Consider the following 17,824-nt stretch of genomic DNA (forward strand, 5'->3'; position numbering starts at 1 on the left):
CGCCCCCGACCGGAGAGCATCATGAGCGGAAATACGGACACAGTCGCCTGGAACCGCGAGCACCTGGCGCCTGGCGCGGCGCAGGATGCGGTGGTCAAGGGAATCACCGGCGAGATCGAGGAAAAGGGCTTCGTCGTCGCCAACCTCGACAAGGTGGTGAACTGGGCCCGCACCGGCAGCCTATGGCCGATGACCTTCGGCCTGGCCTGCTGCGCGGTGCCGATGATCCACGCCTACATGGCGCGCTACGACCTCGACCGCTTCGGCGTCATCCCGCGCGGGTCGCCGCGGCAGTCGGATGTGATGATCGTGGCCGGCACGCTGACCAACAAGATGGCCCCCGCCCTGCGCAAGGTCTACGACCAGATGTCGGAGCCGCGCTGGGTGATCAGCATGGGCAGCTGCGCCAATGGCGGCGGCTACTACCACTATTCCTACAGCGTGGTGCGCGGCTGCGACCGCATCGTGCCGGTGGATGTCTATGTCCCGGGCTGCCCGCCGACGGCGGAAGGCCTCGTCTACGGCATCCTGCAGCTGCAGAAGAAGATCCGGCGGACGGGGACCATCCTGCGTGGCTGATACGATCGACAAGGGCGCCAGCCTGCTGGCGCTGGGCGAGGCCGTGCGCGCGGCATTGCCGGACGGTGCGGTGCAGTCCATCGACGTCGAGCGCGGCGAGGAGCTGGTGCTGCGCATTGGCCGCGAGGCGCTGCTGCCTGCCATGACGCTGCTGCGCGACGGGCCTGGCTTCGCCTTCGAGCAGCTGATGGACCTCTGCGGCACCGACTGGCCTGAACGGCCGCTCCGCTTCGACGTGGTCTACAACCTGCTCAGCCTGTCGCTGAACCAGCGCATCCGGGTCGTCGTCGCCACCGATGCGGCGACGCCGGTGCCGAGCGTGGCCGGCCTCTGGCCGGTGGCAACCTGGTACGAGCGCGAGGCCTGGGACATGTACGGCATCGTCTTCGCCGGGCTGACCGACCTGCGCCGGCTGCTGACCGACTACGGCTTCGAGGGGCACCCGCTGCGCAAGGACTTCCCGCTGACCGGCTATGTCGAGGTCCGCTACGACGAGGAGCGCAAGGCGGTCGTCTACGAGCCCGTCAAGCTGACCCAGGATTTCCGCAACTTCGATTTCCTCAGCCCCTGGGAGGGCATGACGACGCTGCCCGGGGACGAGAAGGTCCACCTCAACCGCATCGAGGGGCCGAAGGCATGAGCCTCACCGAACCCGCGGCCGAGCCGGTCTCGCGCACCATCGAGGTCGACAGCCACACCATCAATTTCGGCCCGCAGCACCCCGCGGCGCACGGCGTGCTGCGCCTCATCCTCGAGATGAAGGGCGAGATGGTGGAGCGGGCCGATCCGCATATCGGCCTGCTGCACCGCGGCACCGAGAAGCTGATCGAGTACAAGACCTACATGCAGGCGATGCCGTACATGGATCGCCTGGATTACGTCTCGCCGATGTGCATGGAGCATTCCTTCGTGCTGGCGGTGGAGAAGCTGCTGCGGATCGAGGACCAGGTACCGGAACGCGCCCGCGTCATCCGCACCATGTTCGCCGAGCTCACGCGCATCCTGAACCACCTGCTGAACGTCACCACCTATGCGCTCGACTGCGGCGCCATCACCCCGGCGCTCTGGGGCTTCGAGCAGCGCGAGCACCTGCTCGAGTTCTACGAGGCGGCGGGCGGCAGCCATTACCACGTGAACTACTTCCGCGCCGGTGGCGTGGCGAAGGACATCCCGAAGTCGCTGGAAGACCGCATCGGCGTCTGGTGCAGGCAGTTCCCGCGCTTCCTGCAGGACCTCGAAGGCCTGTTGACCGACAACCGCATCTTCAAGCAGCGCACCGTCGATATCGGCGTGATGACTGCCGAGCAGGCGATGGAATGGGGCTTCTCCGGCCCCTGCATCCGCGCCTCCGGCGTGCCGTGGGACCTGCGCAAGTCGCAGCCCTACGAAATCTATGCCGACCTGGACTTCGACATCCCCGTCGGCCGGCATGGCGACTGCTACGACCGCTACCTGGTGCGCATCCAGGAGATGACCCAGTCGCTGCGGATGGTCGAGCAGTGCCTGGCGCGGTTGAAGCCGGGCCCGACCAAGATCCTCGACAACAAGATCACCCCGCCGAAGCGCGGCGAGATGAAGCGGTCGATGGAAGCGCTGATCCACCATTTCAAGCTCTACACCGAGGGCTACCACGTGCCGGAAGGCGCCACCTATACGGTGACCGAGGCGCCGAAGGGCGAGTTCGGCGTCTACATGGTGGCCGACGGCACCAACCGTCCCTACCGCTGCAAGATTCGCGCGCCGGGCTATGCGCATCTGCAGGCGATGGAAGTGCTGTCCAAGGGCCATATGCTGGCGGATGCCGTGGCGATCATCGGCTCGCTCGACATCGTCTTCGGGGAGATCGACCGGTGACCACGCCTGACACCACGATCGCCTTCACCCAGCCGGACAGCTTCGCCTTCGACGCCGAGAGCAACGCGGCGATCGAGACCATCGTCAAGCGCTACCCGGCCGGCAAGCAGGCCAGTGCCGTCATCCCGCTGCTGTACGTCGTGCAGCGGCAGATGAAGCGGCAGACCGGCAGCGCCTGGGTGCCGAACAAGGGCATGGACGCGGTGGCCGAACGGCTCGGCATGGCGCCGATCCGGGTCTACGAGGTCGCCACCTTCTACTTCATGTTCAACATGAAACCGATCGGCACCTACCACCTGCAGGTCTGCGGCACGACGCCCTGCTGGCTGCGCGGCTCGGACGAGGTGACGCGCGCCTGCAAGGATGCCGGCCATGTGGCGGGGTTCGGGCAGACCAGCGCGGACGGGATGTTCACCATGACCGAGGTCGAGTGCCTCGGCGGCTGCGTCAACGCACCCATCCTCTGCGTCGACGACGACTACTACGAGGACATGGACTACGGGAGCACGGTCAAGCTGATCGAGGCGCTGCGGCGTGGCGAGCGGCCGGCACCGGGTTCGGTCATCGGGCGCCAGACCAGCGCGCCGGAAGGCGGGCCGCTCACGCTCATCGACGTGCCGGGGGAATGACATCATGGCCCTGAGCGACAAGGACCGCATCTTCACCAACCTCTACGGGCTGCACGAGTGGCAACTGCCGGCGGCGCGCCGCCGCGGCCACTGGGACGGCACCAAGGGGATGATCGAGAAGGGCCGCGACTGGATCATCGAGGAGGTCAAGAATTCCGGCCTCCGCGGCCGCGGCGGGGCAGGGTTCCCGACCGGCCTCAAATGGTCCTTCATGCCGAAGCAGGCGAGCGACCGGCCGCACTACCTGGTGGTCAACTCGGACGAGTCCGAGCCGGGCACCTGCAAGGACCGCGACATCCTGCGGCACGACCCGCATACGCTGATCGAGGGCTGCCTGATCGCCGGCGTGGCGATGGGCGCGCATGCCGGCTACATCTACGTGCGCGGCGAATACTACAACGAGAGCCTGGTGCTGCAGGCGGCGATCGACGAGGCCTATGCCGCCGGGCTGCTCGGCGCGAATGCCTGCGGCGCCGGCTGGGACTTCGACCTATACGTCCATCGCGGCGCCGGCGCCTATATCTGCGGCGAGGAGACGGCGCTCATCGAAAGCCTCGAGGGCAAGAAGGGCATGCCGCGGCTGAAGCCGCCATTCCCGGCGGCCGTCGGCCTCTATGGCTGCCCCTCCACGGTCAACAACGTCGAGACCATCGCGGTGGTGCCGACCATCCTGCGGCGCGGCGCGTCCTGGTTCGCCGGCTTCGGCCGGCCGAAGAACAGCGGCACCAAGATCTTCTGCATCCAGGGCCATGTGAACAAGCCCTGCAATGTCGAGGAGGAGATGTCGATCCCGCTGCGCGAGCTGATCGAGAAACATGCCGGCGGCGTGCGCGGCGGCTGGGACAACCTGCTTGCCGTCATCCCCGGCGGGTCTTCCACGCCGATGATCCCGAAGCTGGTCTGCGACGACGTGCTGATGGATTTCGACGCGCTGCGCGAGCACAGGACCGGCCTCGGCACCGCGGGCGTGATCGTGATGGACAAGTCCACCGACCTGATCAAGGCGATCGCCCGGCTCTCCGCCTTCTACAAGCATGAGAGCTGCGGCCAGTGCACGCCCTGCCGCGAGGGCATGGGCTGGGTGAAGCGCATGATGGACCGCATGGTCGAGGGCCGCGCCGAGGTGGCCGAGATCGACGTGCTGGAACAGGTGACGCGGCAGATCGAGGGCCACACGATCTGCGCGCTCGCCGATGGCGGCGTCTGGCCGGTGCAGGGGCTGATCCGCCACTTCCGGCCGATGATGGAAGAACGCATTGCCGCCTACAAGGCCGCGAAGGGCTCGCCGCAGTCCACGCTGCCGATGGCGGCGGAGTAGCGCGCGATGGCGAAGGTCACGGTCGACGGGATTGAGGTCGAGGTCCCGAACGGCGTCTCCGTGCTGCAGGCCTGCGAGGCCGCCGGCAAGGAAATCCCGCGCTTCTGCTACCACGAACGCCTGAGCGTCGCCGGCAATTGCCGGATGTGCCTGGTCGAGGTCGAGAAGGCGCCGAAGCCCATCGCCTCCTGCGCCTATCCGGTGGCCGACGGCATGAAGGTCTTCACCGACAGCCCGATGGTCCGCAACGGCCGCCGCGGCGTCATGGAATTCCTGCTGATCAACCACCCGCTGGATTGCCCGATCTGCGACCAGGGCGGCGAGTGCGACCTGCAGGACCAGGCGATGGCCTACGGGATGGACCACAGCCGCTACAAGGAGGAGAAGCGGGCGGTCAAGGACAAGTACATGGGGCCGCTGGTCAAGACCATCATGACCCGCTGCATCCAGTGCACCCGCTGCGTGCGCTTCGCCACCGAGGTCGCCGGCGTGCCGGAACTGGGTGCGACCAACCGCGGCGAGAACATGGAGATCGGCACCTATGTCGAGAAGGCGCTGACCACCGAGCTGTCCGGCAACCTGATCGACATCTGCCCGGTCGGCGCGCTGACCTCGCGCCCCTATGCCTTCGTCTCCCGGCCGTGGGAGCTGCGGAAGACCGACAGCGTCGACGTGCTCGACGCGACGGGGACCAATATCCGCATCGATGCCCGCTCGGGCGAGGTGCTGCGCATCCTGCCGCGGACCAATGACGACGTGAACGAGGAGTGGATGGCCGATCGCGGCCGATTCTCCTTCGACGGCCTCAAGCGCCGCCGGCTCGACCGTCCCTGGATCCGCCAGGACGGCAAGCTGAAGCCGGCGACCTGGGCCGAGGCCTTCGGCGTGATCGCGGCCAAGCTCAAGGGCATGCCCGGCGAGCGCATCGGCGCCGTCGCCGGCGAGTTGGTGGATGCCGAGGCGCTGGTCGCGTTGAAGGACCTGCTGGCAGCGCTCGACAGCCACAACCTCGAATGCCGCACCGACGGCGCGGCGCTCGATGCCTCGCGGCGCGAGTTCTACACCTTCAACACCGGCATCGCCGGGATCGAGGAGGCGGATGCGCTGCTCATCATCGGCAGCAACCCGCGCATCGAATCCCCGGTGATCAACGCGCGCATCCGCAAGCGGGTGGTGGCGGGCGGCTTCCCGGTCGGCTTCGTCGGGCCGCGCGGGCTGGACCTGACCTACCGGCAGGACTGGCTGGGCGAGGGGGGCGTCACGCTGCGGGCGCTCGCCGCCGGCACGCACCGCTTCAACGAGGTGCTGCGCGCGGCCAAGCGGCCGATGCTGATCCTCGGCCGCGGCGCGCTGACCCGGGCCGATGGCGCCGCGGTGCTGGCGGCGGCCTGGCAGGTCGCGGCGCAGAACAACATGCTGCAGGCCGGGTGGAACGGCTTCAACCTGCTCCACCGGTTCGGCGGTCAGGTCGCGGCGCTCGACCTCGGCTTCGTGCCGCCTGCCGGGAGCGCGGCGATCGCGCCGCAGATGCAGGCAGTCTGGCTGCTCGGCGCCGAGGTCGACCCGGCGGCGATCCCGGACGGCGCCTTCGTCATCTACCAGGGCCATCACGGCGAGGCTGCGGCGGCGCGGGCCGACGTGATCCTCCCGGGCGCCGCCTACACCGAGAAGGACGCGACCTGGGTGAACACCGAGGGCCGCGTGCAGCGCGGGCGTCTCGCGGTCTACCCGCCGGGCGAGGCGCGCGAGGATTGGAAGATCATCCGCGCCGCCTCGGACGTGCTCGGCAAGCGGTTGCCCTACGACTCGCTGGATGCGGTGCGCGCGCGCCTTGCCGCGGTGAACCCGGCCTTCGCCGGCGAAGGGTTCGCGGCACATGGCTGCACCGACCTCGCCGGCCCGGCCGGCGACGCGGCGACGGTGACGGATGCGGCCTTCACCCCGGCGGCCGGCAACTACTGGCAGGCGGATGCCATCAGCCGCGCCTCCGCCACCATGGCGGAATGCGCCAGGGTCTATGCCACGCCCGCCGCGGCGCTGGCGGCGGAGTAGGATCGATGGACGACTTCCTCGCTTCCCCCATCGGCATCCTCGCCATCACGGTGGCGCAGACGCTGGCGCTGCTGGTGCCGGTGCTGCTGGGCGTCGCCTACCTGACGCTGGCCGAGCGCAAGGTGCTGGCGGCGATGCAGATGCGCCGCGGGCCGAACATCGTCGGCCCCTTCGGCCTGCTGCAGCCCTTCGCCGATGCCATCAAGATGCTGATGAAGGAGACGATCATCCCCTCGGGGGCGAGCCGCTTCCTCTTCATCCTGGCGCCGATGCTGCTGTTCATGCTGGCGATGCTGGCCTGGGCGGTGATCCCGGTGAACGACGGCTGGGCGATCGCCGACATCAATGTCGGCGTGCTGTACCTGTTCGCCATCTCCTCGCTCGGCGTCTACGGCGTGATCATCGCCGGCTGGGCGTCGAACTCGAAATACGCCTTCCTCGGCGCGCTGCGCTCGGCGGCGCAGATGGTCAGCTACGAGGTCTCGATGGGCTTCGTCATCGTGACCGTGCTGCTCTGCGTCGGCTCGCTGAACCTGTCGGAGGTGGTGCGGGCGCAGACGAAGGTCTGGTTCTTCATCCCGCTCTTCCCGATGTTCGTCATCTTCTTCATCAGCACCCTGGCGGAGACCAACCGGGCGCCCTTCGACCTGCCGGAGGGCGAGTCCGAGCTGGTGGCGGGCTTCTTCGTCGAATACAGCTCGATGGCCTTCGCCCTCTTCTTCCTCGGCGAATACGCCAACATGATCCTGATGTCGGCGCTGACGACGATCCTGTTCCTCGGTGGCTGGTTGCCGCCGATGGCGATCGAGCCGTTCACCTGGATCCCCGGGCCGATCTGGTTCATCCTGAAGATCTGCCTCTGCCTCTTCACCTTCATCTGGGTCCGCGCGACCTTCCCGCGCTACCGCTACGACCAGCTGATGCGGCTCGGCTGGAAGGTGTTCCTCCCCTTCAGCCTCGTCTGGCTGGTGCTGACCGCGGCCGTGCTCAAGCTGGCCGGCTGGCTGCCGGCGTAAGGATCGGACCATGGCAACCCTCGATCGCGTCGCGCGCAGCCTGCTGCTGTCGGAGATCGTCTCCGGCATGGCGCTGACGCTGAGCTATTTCTTCAAGCCCAAGGTCACCATCAACTACCCCTATGAGAAGGGCGCGATCTCGCCCCGCTTCAAGGGTGAGCACGCGCTGCGCCGCTACCCCAACGGGGAGGAACGCTGCATCGCCTGCAAGCTGTGCGAGGCGATCTGCCCCGCCCAGGCGATCACCATCGAGGCCGAGCCGCGCGAGGATGGCAGCCGCCGTACCACGCGCTACGACATCGACATGGTGAAGTGCATCTATTGCGGCCTGTGCGAGGAAGCCTGCCCGGTGGACGCCATCGTCGAGGGGCCGAATTTCGAGTTCACCACCGAGACGCGCGAGGAGCTGCTCTACGACAAGGCCAAGCTGCTCTCGAACGGCGACCGGTGGGAACCCGAGCTCGCCAAACGGCTCGAGCTGGATGCCCCCTACCGTTGACCTACTTCCGGGCCGCCGCAAGCGGCCCGGTCCCTGTCTACCGCGCCCGTACGGCGCCACACCGGACGATGCCATGATGCAGCAACGGCCTGGAGGCACGCGATGATCGCCGCGCTCGCCTTCTATCTCTTCGCAGCCATCCTGATCGCCTCGGCGGTCATGGTGGTCACGGCGCGCAATCCGGTCCACAGCGTGCTGTTCCTGATCCTCGCCTTCTTCAATGCCGCGGCGCTGTTCCTGATCGCCGGGGCCGAGTTCCTGGCGATGATCCTGGTCATCGTCTATGTCGGCGCCGTCGCCGTGCTGTTCCTGTTCGTCGTCATGATGCTGGACATCGACTTCGCCCGGCTGCGGGAGGGCTTCCAGCGCTATGCCCCGGTCGGCGCGGTGGTCGGCGGCATCCTGTTCCTCGAACTGGTGCTGGTGCTGGGGAGCTGGACCTTCGCCGACCAGGCGGACGACCTGCGGCTCTCGCCCAACCCGGGTGCGACGGTGACGAATGCCGAGGCGATCGGCCGCATCCTCTACACCGACTACGTCTACCTGTTTCAGGCCTCCGGCCTGATCCTGCTGGTCGCCATGATCGGCGCCATCGTGCTGACCCACCGCGAACGCCCGGGCACCCGCCGGCAGGACATCGGCGCACAGGTCTCCCGCACCGGCTCGATCAGCATGGAGAAGGTGTCGACCGGCGCCGGCATCAAGGCGCTCGGCATTCGCCGTCCGCCGGAGCCGGAAGCCGAGGCGCCGAAGGTCACGCATGACAGCGGCCACGGCCACGGGGGGCACCACTGATGCTGACCATCGGCCTCGCGCATTACCTGACCATCGGCGCCATCCTGTTGGTGCTTGGCGTCTTCGGCATCTTCCTCAACCGCAAGAACGTCATCGTCATCCTGATGAGCGTCGAGCTCATCCTGCTGGCGGTGAACCTCAATTTCGTCGCCTTCTCCGCCTGGCTGGACGACCTGACCGGTCAGGTCTTCGCCATGTTCGTCCTGACCGTGGCGGCCGCCGAGGCGGCGATCGGCCTGGCCATCGTCGTCATCTACTTCCGCAACCGCGGCAGCATCGAGGTCGAGGATATCTCGACCCTGAAGGGCTGAGGCCATGTTCGTCGGCGCCATCTTCTTCCCCCTGCTGGGGGCCACCGTCAGCGGCCTGTTCGGCCGCTGGCTCGGCGACAGGCTCGCCCAATGGGCGTCCGTGCTCTGCATGGTGCTGGCCGCCATCTGCGGCGTCCTGGCCTTCGGCCAGGTGGCACTGGGCGGCCATCCCGTGGTCCAGCCGATCTGGACCTGGATGGACGTGGGCGGGCTCGAGGTTTCCTGGGCGCTCCGCTACGACACGCTGAGCGTCGTCATGGTGGCCATGGTCACCTTCATCTCGACGCTCATCCACATCTACTCGGTCGGCTACATGTCGCACGACGCGACGCCGCCGCGGTTCTTCGCCTACCTGTCGCTCTTCACCTTCATGATGCTCATGCTGGTGACCGCCGACAACCTCGCCCAGCTGTTCTTCGGCTGGGAGGGCGTGGGCCTCGCGAGCTATCTGCTGATCGGCTACTGGTATGACCGCGAGAGCGCCAACCGCGCGGCGATGAAGGCCTTCATCGTCAACCGCGTCGGCGACGTGTTCTTCATGCTGGGCCTGGCGCTGACCTACCTGGTCTTCGGCAGCATCGAATTCGCCACCATCTTCCCGGCGGTCCCGGAGCACACCGACGACCTCTTCCTCGGCGTCAATGCCATCGAGCTGATCGCGGTGCTGCTCTTCCTCGGCGCCTGCGGCAAGTCGGCGCAGCTCGGCCTGCATACCTGGCTGCCGGATGCGATGGAGGGGCCGACGCCGGTCTCCGCGCTGATCCATGCCGCCACCATGGTGACGGCCGGCGTCTTCCTGGTCTGCCGGATGTCGCCGGTCTTCGAGTATGCGCCGACCGCGCTGTCCATCGTCACCATCGTCGGCGCCAGCACGGCCTTCTTCGCCGCGACCATCGGCTGCGTGCAGAACGACATCAAGCGGGTGATCGCCTACTCGACCTGCTCGCAACTCGGCTACATGTTCTTCGCCGCCGGCGTGGGCGCCTATCAGGTGGCGATGTTCCATCTGTTCACCCATGCCTTCTTCAAGGCGCTGCTGTTCCTCTCGGCCGGCAGCGTGATCCACGCCATGTCGGACGAACAGGACATGCGCCGGATGGGCGGCATCTGGACCAAGATCCCGGTGACCTACGCGGTCATGTGGATCGGCAGCCTGGCGCTGGCCGGCATCCCCTTCTTCGCCGGCTACTATTCCAAGGACGCGATCCTGGAAGCCGCCTTCGCCAGCCACAGCGCCGTCGGCTTCTACGCCTTCGTCATGGGCCTGGTCGCCGCCTTCCTGACCGCCTTCTACTCCTGGCGCCTGCTGATCATGACCTTCCACGGCGCGCCGCGGGCGGATCACCACACGATGGAGCATGTGCACGAGAGCCCGCTGGTCATGCTGGTGCCGCTGCTGCTGCTGGCGGCGGGCGCGGTGGTGACCGGCTATCTCTTCGCGCCGCTCTTCATCGGGGAGCACGCGCACGACTTCTGGCACGGCGCCATCTTCAACGGCGAGCACAACCACATCCTGCACGCGATGCACGAGGTGCCGGACTGGGTGCCGCTGGCGCCAACCGTCATGGGCGTGGCCGGCATCGCGCTCGCCTACCTGCTGTATATGGTGGCGCCCGGCATCCCGGCGCAGATCGCGGCACGCTTCCGCGGGGTCTACCTGTTCCTGCTGAACAAGTGGTACTTCGACGAGCTCTACGACGCGATCTTCGTCCGGCCGGCGCGCCGGCTCGCCGAGGTCTTCTGGAAGACCGGCGACGCCCGTATCATCGACGGCATGCCGAACGGTGCGGCCGACCTCGCGGTCCAGGTGTCGCGCGGCGCGGTGCGCATCCAGACCGGCCGCGTGGCGAACTATGCCTTCGCCATGATCATCGGCCTCGTCGTCTTCGTCTCCCTCTTCCTGATCGGGCGCTGATTATGAACGCCGCAGGCTTCCCGCTGCTCTCGCTCGTCACCTTCCTGCCGCTGGCAGGCGCGCTGATCATCATGTCGGTGCGCGGTGACGAGGAGGTCGTCGCCCGCAATGCCCGCTGGACCGCACTCTGGACCAGCCTGATCGTCTTCCTGCTCAGCCTCATCCTCTGGGCCAAGTTCGACCAGTCCTCGGCCGCCTTCCAGTTCGAGGAGAAGCTTTCCTGGCTGCCGGAATTCGGCGTCGGCTACCACATGGGCGTGGACGGCATCTCGGTGCTGTTCGTCCTGCTCTCGACCGCGCTGACGCCGCTCTGCATCCTGGCCTCCTGGGAGTCGATCGGCACCCGGGTGCGGGAATACATGATCGCCTTCCTCATCCTCGAGACGATGATGGTCGGCATGTTCGCCGCGCTCGACTTCATCGTCTTCTACGTCTTCTTCGAAGCCGTGCTGATCCCGATGTTCCTGATCATCGGCGTCTGGGGTGGGCCGCGGCGGGTCTATGCCGCCTTCAAGTTCTTCCTCTACACGCTGCTCGGCTCCGTGCTGATGCTGCTGGCGATCCTGTACCTCTGGTACAATGCCGGCACGACCGACATCCCGGATCTGTTCGACCAGGCGGTGCCGCGCGCGGCGCAGACCTGGATCTTCTTCGCCTTCCTCGCCTCCTTCGCGGTGAAGGTGCCGATGTGGCCGGTGCATACCTGGCTGCCGGACGCCCACGTCGAAGCCCCGACCGCGGGCTCGGTCATCCTGGCCGGCGTGCTGCTGAAGATGGGCGCCTACGGCTTCCTCCGCTTCACCCTGCCGCTGCTGCCCGAAGCGACCGCCACCTTCGCGCCGCTGATCTTCGTCCTCTCGGTCGTGGCCGTGGTCTACACCTCCCTCGTGGCGCTCGCGCAGGAGGACATGAAGAAGCTGATCGCCTATTCCTCGGTCGCCCATATGGGCATCGTGACGATCGGCATCTTCACGCTGAACCAGCAGGGGCTCTCCGGCGCGCTCTTCACCATGCTGGCGCATGGCGTCGTCTCCGGCGCGCTCTTCCTCTGCGTCGGCGTGCTGTACGACCGCGTCCACAGCCGCGACATCCTGCGCTACGGCGGCGTCGCCGGGATCATGCCGGCCTATGCCCTGGTCTTCATGCTCTTCACCATGGCCTCGATCGGCCTGCCCGGCCTCGCCAACTTCGTCGGCGAGTTCCTGGTCATCGTCGGCGCCTGGAAGGTGAACCCCTGGGTAGCCTTCGGCGCCGCGACCGGCATGGTGCTCGGCGCGGGCTACATGCTGTACCTCTATCGCCGGGTCAGCTTCGGCAAGGTCACCCGGGACGACCTGCGCGCGCTGCTCGACCTCAGCCCGCGGGAATACGTGGTCTTCGCGCCGCTGATCGTCCTGACCCTGTGGATGGGCATCTATCCGCAGTCCTTCCTCTCCTTCTTCGAAGCCACCGTCGCCAACCTGGTGGCGCGGCATGAGGCGGCGCTCGGCGCCGCGCGCCTGGCGGGGATGTAAGCCGATGACCTGGACCCTTGCCCTGCCGGAGCTGGTGCTCGCCGTCTCCGGCCTCGTCATCCTCCTCGCCGGCGTGATCCCCAGGAAGGATACCTTCTTCCCGGTCTCCATGGCCTGCGTGGGCGCCCTGCTGCTCGCCGCCATGCTGGTGCTCGGCCAGCCGGAGGGCACCGCGCTCGGCGGCCACTACGTCTCGGACGCCTTCAGCGGCTTCATGAAGTTCCTGGCGCTGGCGGCCGCCGCCGTCGGCATCCTGCTCTCGCTCGACTTCAACGAGCGTGAAGGCATGGCGCGCTTCGAGTTCCCCGTGCTCATGCTGTTCGCCACGCTCGGCGCCATGGTCATGATCTCGGCGAACGACCTGCTCTCGCTCTATATGGGGCTCGAGCTGCTGTCGCTGCCGCTCTATGTCCTCGCCGCCTTCAACCGCGACAACGGTCGCTCGGCCGAGGCCGGGCTGAAGTATTTCGTGCTCGGCGCGCTGGCCTCCGGCCTGCTGCTCTACGGCAGCTCGCTGGTCTACGGCTTCGCCGGCACCACGAATTTCGACCGCCTGGGCGAAGCCTTCTCCGAGCCGAACGGCGTCTCGGCCGGCGTCATCGTCGGCGTGGTCTTCGTCATCACCGGCCTGGCCTTCAAGGTCTCGGCGGTGCCCTTCCACATGTGGACGCCGGACGTCTACGAAGGCGCGCCGACCCCGGTGACCGCCTTCTTCGCCTCGGCCCCCAAGGTCGCGGCGATCGCCCTGCTGGCCCGAGTGCTGCTGGGCCCCTTCGGCGACCTGGTGGCGCAGTGGCAGCAGGTGATCCTGCTGGTCTCGCTCGGCTCGATGATCCTCGGCGCCTTCGCCGCGATCGGGCAGCGGAACCTGAAGCGGCTGATGGCCTATTCCTCGATCGGCCATGTCGGCTATGCGCTGATGGGCCTCGCGGTCGGCAGCGACATCGGGCTGCGCGGCCTGCTGGTCTACATGGCGATCTACGTCTTCATGAACCTCGGCACCTTCGCGGTGCTGGTCTCCATGCGGCGCGCGGGCAGGTCGGTGGAAGGCATCGACGACCTCGCCGGCCTCGGCCGCACCGATCCGGTGACGGCGATGTGGATGGCCATCTTCATGTTCTCGATGGCCGGCATCCCGCCGCTCGCCGGCTTCTTCGGCAAGCTCTACGTCTTCCTGGCTGCGGTGCAGGGCGGCTTCTGGACGCTCGCGGTGGTCGGCGTGCTGACCAGCGTGGTCTCGGCCTACTACTACCTGCGCATCGTCAAGGTGATGTATTTCGACGCGCCGGTCGGCAGCCTCGACCCTGCGTCCACCAGCCTCACCATGGTGATGGCCGGCACCGGCCTGTTCACCGCGTTGTTCGCGCTGTGGCCGGCGCCGATGCTGGCCGCGGCCGCGGCCGCCGCCGCGGCCCTGCTGGGGTGAGCGCCTCCGGCCAGGGTGGGGCCGCTGCCGCGGCCTTGCCGCCTGGCTGGCGTCTCGAGCTGCACGCGACGCTGCCGAGCACCGCCGACCTGCTGCTGCGCCGGGCCGAGGCGGGGGAGGCCGAGGGCCTCGCCATCCTGGCACGGGAGCAGACCGCGGGGCGTGGGCGGTCCGGCCGTGCCTGGGCTTCGCCGCCGGGCAACCTCTATCTCTCCGTGCTGCTGCGGCCGGCAGGCCCGGCGCGGGAGGCGCCGCAATGGAGCCTGCTGGCCGGCCTGGCCCTGGCCGAGGCCGCGGCCGCCGCCATCGGCGAACCCGCTGCCCTGCGGCTGAAATGGCCGAACGACCTGCTGCTTCGCGGCGCCAAATGCGCCGGCATCCTGGCCGAGACCGCGCTGACCCCGGCGGGCGGCATCGACTGGCTGACGCTTGGCATCGGCGTCAACCTGGCGCATGCGCCCAGCCTGGCGGACCGGCCGACCGCGACGCTCGATGGTGCCGGGCCACCGGAGGCGTTCGCCGCCCGGCTGCTCGCCCGGCTCGGCCATTGGCGGGCGGTGCAGGCGGCCGAGGGCTTCGCCCCGGTCCGCGCCGCCTGGCGCCGCTTCGGCCCGGGGGAGGGGGAGCGGATCACCCTCCGCGGCCTGCCCGGTGGCGGGCTCTTCGCAGGCCTCGCCGAGGATGGCAGCCTGCTGCTCGATATCGACGGGGTCCGCCGGGCCGTGCCTGCCGGCGAGATCCTGTCCCAGGGAGAGGCCTGAGCGCCATGCTGCTCGCGATCGATGCGGGAAACACCAACGTGGTCTTCGCCGTACACGACGGCACGGAATGGCGCGGCCGCTGGCGCATCGCCACCCGCCCCGACCGAACCTCGGACGAATATGCGGTGTGGCTGCTGGCGCTGTTCCAGCATGCCGGCCTGAAGGTCGCCGAGATCGACCGCTGCGCCATCGGCACCGTGGTGCCGGCCGCGCTCTACAACCTGCGCCGCCTGTCGCGGGAATGGTTCGGGGTCGAGCCGCTGATTGCCCGCGCAGCGGTGGATTGGGGGTTCCAGATCAAGGTGGACCGGCCGCAGGAGGTGGGCGCCGATCGGCTGCTGAACTCGCTGGCCTCGCACCACCACTACCAGGGCCCGCTGGTGGTCATCGATTTCGGCACCGCCACGACCTTCGACGTGGTGGACAAGGACGGCGCCTATCTGGGCGGCGTCATCGCCCCCGGGGTGAACCTGTCGCTCGAGGCCCTGCACCAGGCCGCCGCCCGGCTGCCGCGGATCGGCATTGGTCGGCCCCAGGCGGTCATCGGTCGTGATACGGTGGCCGCCATGCAGTCCGGCATCTATTGGGGCTATGTCGGGTTGATCGAGGGCATCGTCGGCCGCATCCAGGCGGAGTACGAGGCGCATCTGAAGGTGGTCGCCACCGGCGGACTCGCCCCGCTGTTTTCCGAAGGTACGACCATCATCGAAAAGATCGACCCTGACATCACGCTGGAAGGGCTTCGCCTGTTGGCGGAACGCAATCCGGTCCCCACCTTGCAAAGGACGGTGCTGCGCGACGCCCTTTGAGCGCGAGGCAGCTTCCGGCCCGCCCTGGACCAGGATGCGGCCGGAAACTGCATCGCGTTTGCAACGATAAGGCTAGGCCTGGTCGCCCTCTCCTGGGGCTGGCGCAGTCCTAGGGACAGGTATGGACGATTACATGACGACGGCCGGACCCGATCCGGCCGGTGACCTCGCATTCATTCCGCTTGGCGGTACCGGTGAGATCGGGATGAATCTCAACGTGTACCGCTGCGATGGCAAACTGCTCGCCATCGACTGCGGCATCGGCTTCGGTGGCCCGGAAAATCCCGAGATCGAGGTGATGGTGCCGGACCCGGTCTGGCTCGCCGAACGGCGGGACCGGCTGGTCGGTCTGGTCATCACCCATGCGCACGAGGACCATGTTGGTGCCGTGGCGCATCTGTGGCCGATGCTGCGCTGCCCGATCTATGCCGGGCCCTTCGTCTCCGCCGTGCTGCGGCGGAAGCTTGGCGAGGCCGGGCTGCTGGGCGAGGCGAAGATTACCACGGTGCCGTTGAGCGGCCGCATCAAGCTGCCCAATTTCGACCTGGAATTCCTCCGCGTCGCCCATTCGGTGCCGGAGGCCCAGGCGGTCGCCATCCGCACCCGGCACGGCATCGTCGTCCATACCGGCGACTGGAAGCTGGACCCCGACCCGCTGATCGGCGAGCCGACCGACGAGGCCGCCTTCGCCCGGCTGGGCGAGGAGGGCGTCCTTGCCATGGTCTGCGATTCGACCAATGCGCTGGTGGAGGGGCATTCGGGCTCCGAGGCCGAGGTGCGGCGGAACCTGACCGCCATCATCCGCAGCCTGAAGGGCCGGGTCGCTGTCAGCTGCTTCGCCACCAACGTGGCCCGGGTCGAGAGCATCACCCGGGCGGCCATGGCGGCCGGGCGCCAGGTGGCGCTGTTCGGGCGGTCCTTGCGCAATGCCGAGGCGGCGGCGCGGGAATGCGGCTACCTCACCGACATCCCGCCCTATGTGCCGGAGGACGAGGCGGGCTTCATCCCCGACGACAACCTCCTGCTGATCTGCACCGGCAGCCAGGGCGAGCCGCGTTCCGCGCTGGCCAAGATCGGTGCCGATACCCATCCGCAGATCGCGCTGGGGGAGGGCGACACGGTCATCTTCTCCTCTCGCATGATTCCGGGGAATGAGCGGGGCATCCTGCTGCTGCAAGACCAGCTGGCCCGGCGCGGCTGCAAGGTGATGACCGCCGACGACCACATGGTGCATGTCTCCGGCCATCCGGCGCGGGACGAACTGCGGCGGCTCTATCAGCTGGTGAAGCCGAAATACGCCGTGCCGGTGCATGGCGAATGGCGGCACCTGTCGGAGCATGCGGCCCTGGCCAAGGAGCTGCAGGCCATCCCGGTGCTGGTCGAGGATGGCGATGTCCTGCAGCTCGCTCCGGGCCGGCCCGACGTGGTCGAGGGCGTGCCGACGGGTCGGCTGGCGGTCGACAACGGCCGGTTGCTGCCGATCAACGGCGGCGTGCTCGCGGCGCGCAAGCGCATGCTGTTCAACGGCGTGGTCATGGCGTCCTTCGCCGTCGACGAGGCCGGGCGGGTGCGCGGCACGCCGGTGGTCTCGGCGCCCGGTCTGCTGGATGGCGACGAGCATATCGGTGCGCAGCTGGCGGCCGACCTGGCGCGCGCGGTGGGCGAGCTGCCCAACGGGCTGCGGCGGGAGGATGACGCGCTGCGCGAGGCGGCGCGGGCGGTGCTGCGCAAGGCGATCGGCAGGCGGCTGCGCAAGCGGCCGAATGTCGAGGTCCACCTGCTGCGGGTCTAGCGCCCCGCTGCGTCGCGGCCGGGCCGAGGGCCCGGCCGGCTTCTCCCCTGCCGCACCACCCCGGAGTGCCCCATGAGCTGGGTCAGCGGAATCGTCGTCTTTTTCCTGGTCTGGTGGCTCACGCTCTTTGCGGTGCTGCCGATCGGGACGCGGCCTAATCCGGACGGCGATTCGGCGACCGGCTGGCGCGGTGCGCCGGAGAATCCGCGGCTGCTGCGCAAGGTGGCGATCACCACCGCGGTGTCGGTGGTACTTTGGCTGGGAATCTATTTTTTGGCCGAGAGTGATTGGCTCAGTTTCCGGACGGGTTGGCTGGCATTGCCGGAAAAATGAGCGACTTTCCGGCCATTTAGCTGGTGTCGCCTTCGGTCTGAGCAGTTTGCGCCTGGGAGCCCTTTTTTTCCGCTTTTCCAGCAGCCTTAGCCGTTGTCCGGCGTTGGGTCTCCGCGTCACCATGCTTCCAGAGAGAGGTTGGTCCTCTCTCTGCCGTGTGACTGGCGTTTCCTCCCTAAACTCGGGCCGTACCCCATGGGTGCGGCCCTTTTTTTGTCTAT

The 17,824-nt window shown here is 68.0% G+C and carries 17 protein-coding genes; all 17 read left to right on the forward strand.

The window, feature by feature from the left end; all coding sequences use genetic code 11:
- The first annotated feature begins 21 nt into the window (after window positions 1–21).
- The 17 genes from ACFQS7_RS23620 (at window position 22) to ACFQS7_RS23700 (ending at window position 17,603) form a co-directional block, all read left to right on the forward strand.
- A complete protein-coding gene (locus tag ACFQS7_RS23620; RefSeq protein ID WP_380069600.1) occupies window positions 22–579 on the forward strand; it encodes a NuoB/complex I 20 kDa subunit family protein in 558 nt (185 codons plus the stop codon).
- Entirely contained in the window at window positions 572–1,219 is a 648-nt protein-coding gene (locus ACFQS7_RS23625; RefSeq protein ID WP_380069601.1) for an NADH-quinone oxidoreductase subunit C, read from the forward strand. Before ACFQS7_RS23620 ends, ACFQS7_RS23625 begins: the two co-directional genes overlap by 8 nt.
- Window positions 1,216–2,433, forward strand: coding sequence for an NADH-quinone oxidoreductase subunit D (locus ACFQS7_RS23630; RefSeq protein ID WP_380069602.1), 1,218 nt, complete (start codon window positions 1,216–1,218; stop codon window positions 2,431–2,433). Before ACFQS7_RS23625 ends, ACFQS7_RS23630 begins: the two co-directional genes overlap by 4 nt.
- Window positions 2,430–3,062: an NADH-quinone oxidoreductase subunit NuoE gene (gene nuoE / locus ACFQS7_RS23635; RefSeq protein ID WP_380069603.1), complete on the forward strand. Its 633-nt coding sequence runs from the start codon at window positions 2,430–2,432 to the stop codon at window positions 3,060–3,062. Before ACFQS7_RS23630 ends, nuoE begins: the two co-directional genes overlap by 4 nt.
- 4 nt (window positions 3,063–3,066) lie before the next feature.
- The gene (gene nuoF / locus ACFQS7_RS23640; RefSeq protein WP_380069604.1) at window positions 3,067–4,380 is read left to right on the forward strand and encodes an NADH-quinone oxidoreductase subunit NuoF; all 1,314 of its coding nucleotides are present in this window, start codon (window positions 3,067–3,069) and stop codon (window positions 4,378–4,380) included.
- A 6-nt stretch (window positions 4,381–4,386) separates the two neighbouring features.
- On the forward strand, window positions 4,387–6,432 hold the full coding sequence (gene nuoG, locus ACFQS7_RS23645) for an NADH-quinone oxidoreductase subunit NuoG (RefSeq protein ID WP_380069605.1): 2,046 nt from the start codon (window positions 4,387–4,389) through the stop codon (window positions 6,430–6,432).
- 5 nt (window positions 6,433–6,437) lie between these two features.
- Entirely contained in the window at window positions 6,438–7,448 is a 1,011-nt protein-coding gene (gene nuoH / locus ACFQS7_RS23650; protein ID WP_380069606.1) for an NADH-quinone oxidoreductase subunit NuoH, read from the forward strand.
- 10 nt (window positions 7,449–7,458) lie between these two features.
- The gene (nuoI, locus tag ACFQS7_RS23655; RefSeq protein ID WP_380069607.1) at window positions 7,459–7,947 is read left to right on the forward strand and encodes an NADH-quinone oxidoreductase subunit NuoI; all 489 of its coding nucleotides are present in this window, start codon (window positions 7,459–7,461) and stop codon (window positions 7,945–7,947) included.
- 102 nt (window positions 7,948–8,049) lie between these two features.
- A complete protein-coding gene (locus tag ACFQS7_RS23660; RefSeq protein ID WP_380069608.1) occupies window positions 8,050–8,742 on the forward strand; it encodes an NADH-quinone oxidoreductase subunit J in 693 nt (230 codons plus the stop codon).
- Entirely contained in the window at window positions 8,742–9,053 is a 312-nt protein-coding gene (gene nuoK, locus ACFQS7_RS23665) for an NADH-quinone oxidoreductase subunit NuoK (RefSeq protein ID WP_380069609.1), read from the forward strand. Before ACFQS7_RS23660 ends, nuoK begins: the two co-directional genes overlap by 1 nt.
- A 4-nt stretch (window positions 9,054–9,057) precedes the next feature.
- The gene (gene nuoL, locus ACFQS7_RS23670; RefSeq protein WP_380069610.1) at window positions 9,058–10,968 is read left to right on the forward strand and encodes an NADH-quinone oxidoreductase subunit L; all 1,911 of its coding nucleotides are present in this window, start codon (window positions 9,058–9,060) and stop codon (window positions 10,966–10,968) included.
- Between the two features lie 2 nt (window positions 10,969–10,970).
- Complete coding sequence (locus ACFQS7_RS23675) at window positions 10,971–12,482, forward strand: NADH-quinone oxidoreductase subunit M (protein ID WP_380069611.1); 1,512 nt, start codon at window positions 10,971–10,973, stop codon at window positions 12,480–12,482.
- Between the two features lie 4 nt (window positions 12,483–12,486).
- Window positions 12,487–13,908 carry an NADH-quinone oxidoreductase subunit NuoN gene (nuoN, locus tag ACFQS7_RS23680; RefSeq protein WP_380069612.1) on the forward strand — a complete coding sequence of 474 codons (1,422 nt, stop codon included), beginning with the start codon at window positions 12,487–12,489 and terminating at the stop codon, window positions 13,906–13,908.
- The gene (locus ACFQS7_RS23685; protein ID WP_380069613.1) at window positions 13,905–14,669 is read left to right on the forward strand and encodes a biotin--[acetyl-CoA-carboxylase] ligase; all 765 of its coding nucleotides are present in this window, start codon (window positions 13,905–13,907) and stop codon (window positions 14,667–14,669) included. Before nuoN ends, ACFQS7_RS23685 begins: the two co-directional genes overlap by 4 nt.
- A gap of 5 nt (window positions 14,670–14,674) precedes the next feature.
- Window positions 14,675–15,478 carry a type III pantothenate kinase gene (locus tag ACFQS7_RS23690; protein ID WP_380069614.1) on the forward strand — a complete coding sequence of 268 codons (804 nt, stop codon included), beginning with the start codon at window positions 14,675–14,677 and terminating at the stop codon, window positions 15,476–15,478.
- A gap of 205 nt (window positions 15,479–15,683) precedes the next feature.
- The gene (locus tag ACFQS7_RS23695; protein ID WP_380069615.1) at window positions 15,684–17,270 is read left to right on the forward strand and encodes a ribonuclease J; all 1,587 of its coding nucleotides are present in this window, start codon (window positions 15,684–15,686) and stop codon (window positions 17,268–17,270) included.
- Window positions 17,271–17,342: 72 nt separating this feature from the next.
- A complete protein-coding gene (locus tag ACFQS7_RS23700) occupies window positions 17,343–17,603 on the forward strand; it encodes a DUF1467 family protein (RefSeq protein ID WP_380069616.1) in 261 nt (86 codons plus the stop codon).
- Window positions 17,604–17,824: the final 221 nt, after the last annotated feature.

Origin of the sequence: Dankookia sp. GCM10030260 (genome assembly GCF_042666655.1) — a bacterium.
Lineage (GTDB): Bacteria > Pseudomonadota > Alphaproteobacteria > Acetobacterales > Acetobacteraceae > Paracraurococcus.

What these genes read in the sequence shown, in the direction of transcription:
- ACFQS7_RS23695 (WP_380069615.1), top strand. Translation starts at nt 15,684, where the DNA reads ATGAATCTCAACGTGTACCGCTGCGATGGCAAACTGCTCGCCATCGAC.
- ACFQS7_RS23690 (WP_380069614.1), top strand. Translation starts at nt 14,675, where the DNA reads ATGCTGCTCGCGATCGATGCGGGAAACACCAACGTGGTCTTCGCCGTA.
- nuoN (WP_380069612.1), top strand. Translation starts at nt 12,487, where the DNA reads ATGACCTGGACCCTTGCCCTGCCGGAGCTGGTGCTCGCCGTCTCCGGC.
- ACFQS7_RS23675 (WP_380069611.1), top strand. Translation starts at nt 10,971, where the DNA reads ATGAACGCCGCAGGCTTCCCGCTGCTCTCGCTCGTCACCTTCCTGCCG.
- nuoK (WP_380069609.1), top strand. Translation starts at nt 8,742, where the DNA reads ATGCTGACCATCGGCCTCGCGCATTACCTGACCATCGGCGCCATCCTG.
- ACFQS7_RS23620 (WP_380069600.1), top strand. Translation starts at nt 22, where the DNA reads ATGAGCGGAAATACGGACACAGTCGCCTGGAACCGCGAGCACCTGGCG.
- nuoH (WP_380069606.1), top strand. Translation starts at nt 6,438, where the DNA reads ATGGACGACTTCCTCGCTTCCCCCATCGGCATCCTCGCCATCACGGTG.
- ACFQS7_RS23630 (WP_380069602.1), top strand. Translation starts at nt 1,216, where the DNA reads ATGAGCCTCACCGAACCCGCGGCCGAGCCGGTCTCGCGCACCATCGAG.
- nuoI (WP_380069607.1), top strand. Translation starts at nt 7,459, where the DNA reads ATGGCAACCCTCGATCGCGTCGCGCGCAGCCTGCTGCTGTCGGAGATC.
- nuoG (WP_380069605.1), top strand. Translation starts at nt 4,387, where the DNA reads ATGGCGAAGGTCACGGTCGACGGGATTGAGGTCGAGGTCCCGAACGGC.
- nuoF (WP_380069604.1), top strand. Translation starts at nt 3,067, where the DNA reads ATGGCCCTGAGCGACAAGGACCGCATCTTCACCAACCTCTACGGGCTG.
- ACFQS7_RS23700 (WP_380069616.1), top strand. Translation starts at nt 17,343, where the DNA reads ATGAGCTGGGTCAGCGGAATCGTCGTCTTTTTCCTGGTCTGGTGGCTC.
- nuoL (WP_380069610.1), top strand. Translation starts at nt 9,058, where the DNA reads ATGTTCGTCGGCGCCATCTTCTTCCCCCTGCTGGGGGCCACCGTCAGC.
- ACFQS7_RS23660 (WP_380069608.1), top strand. Translation starts at nt 8,050, where the DNA reads ATGATCGCCGCGCTCGCCTTCTATCTCTTCGCAGCCATCCTGATCGCC.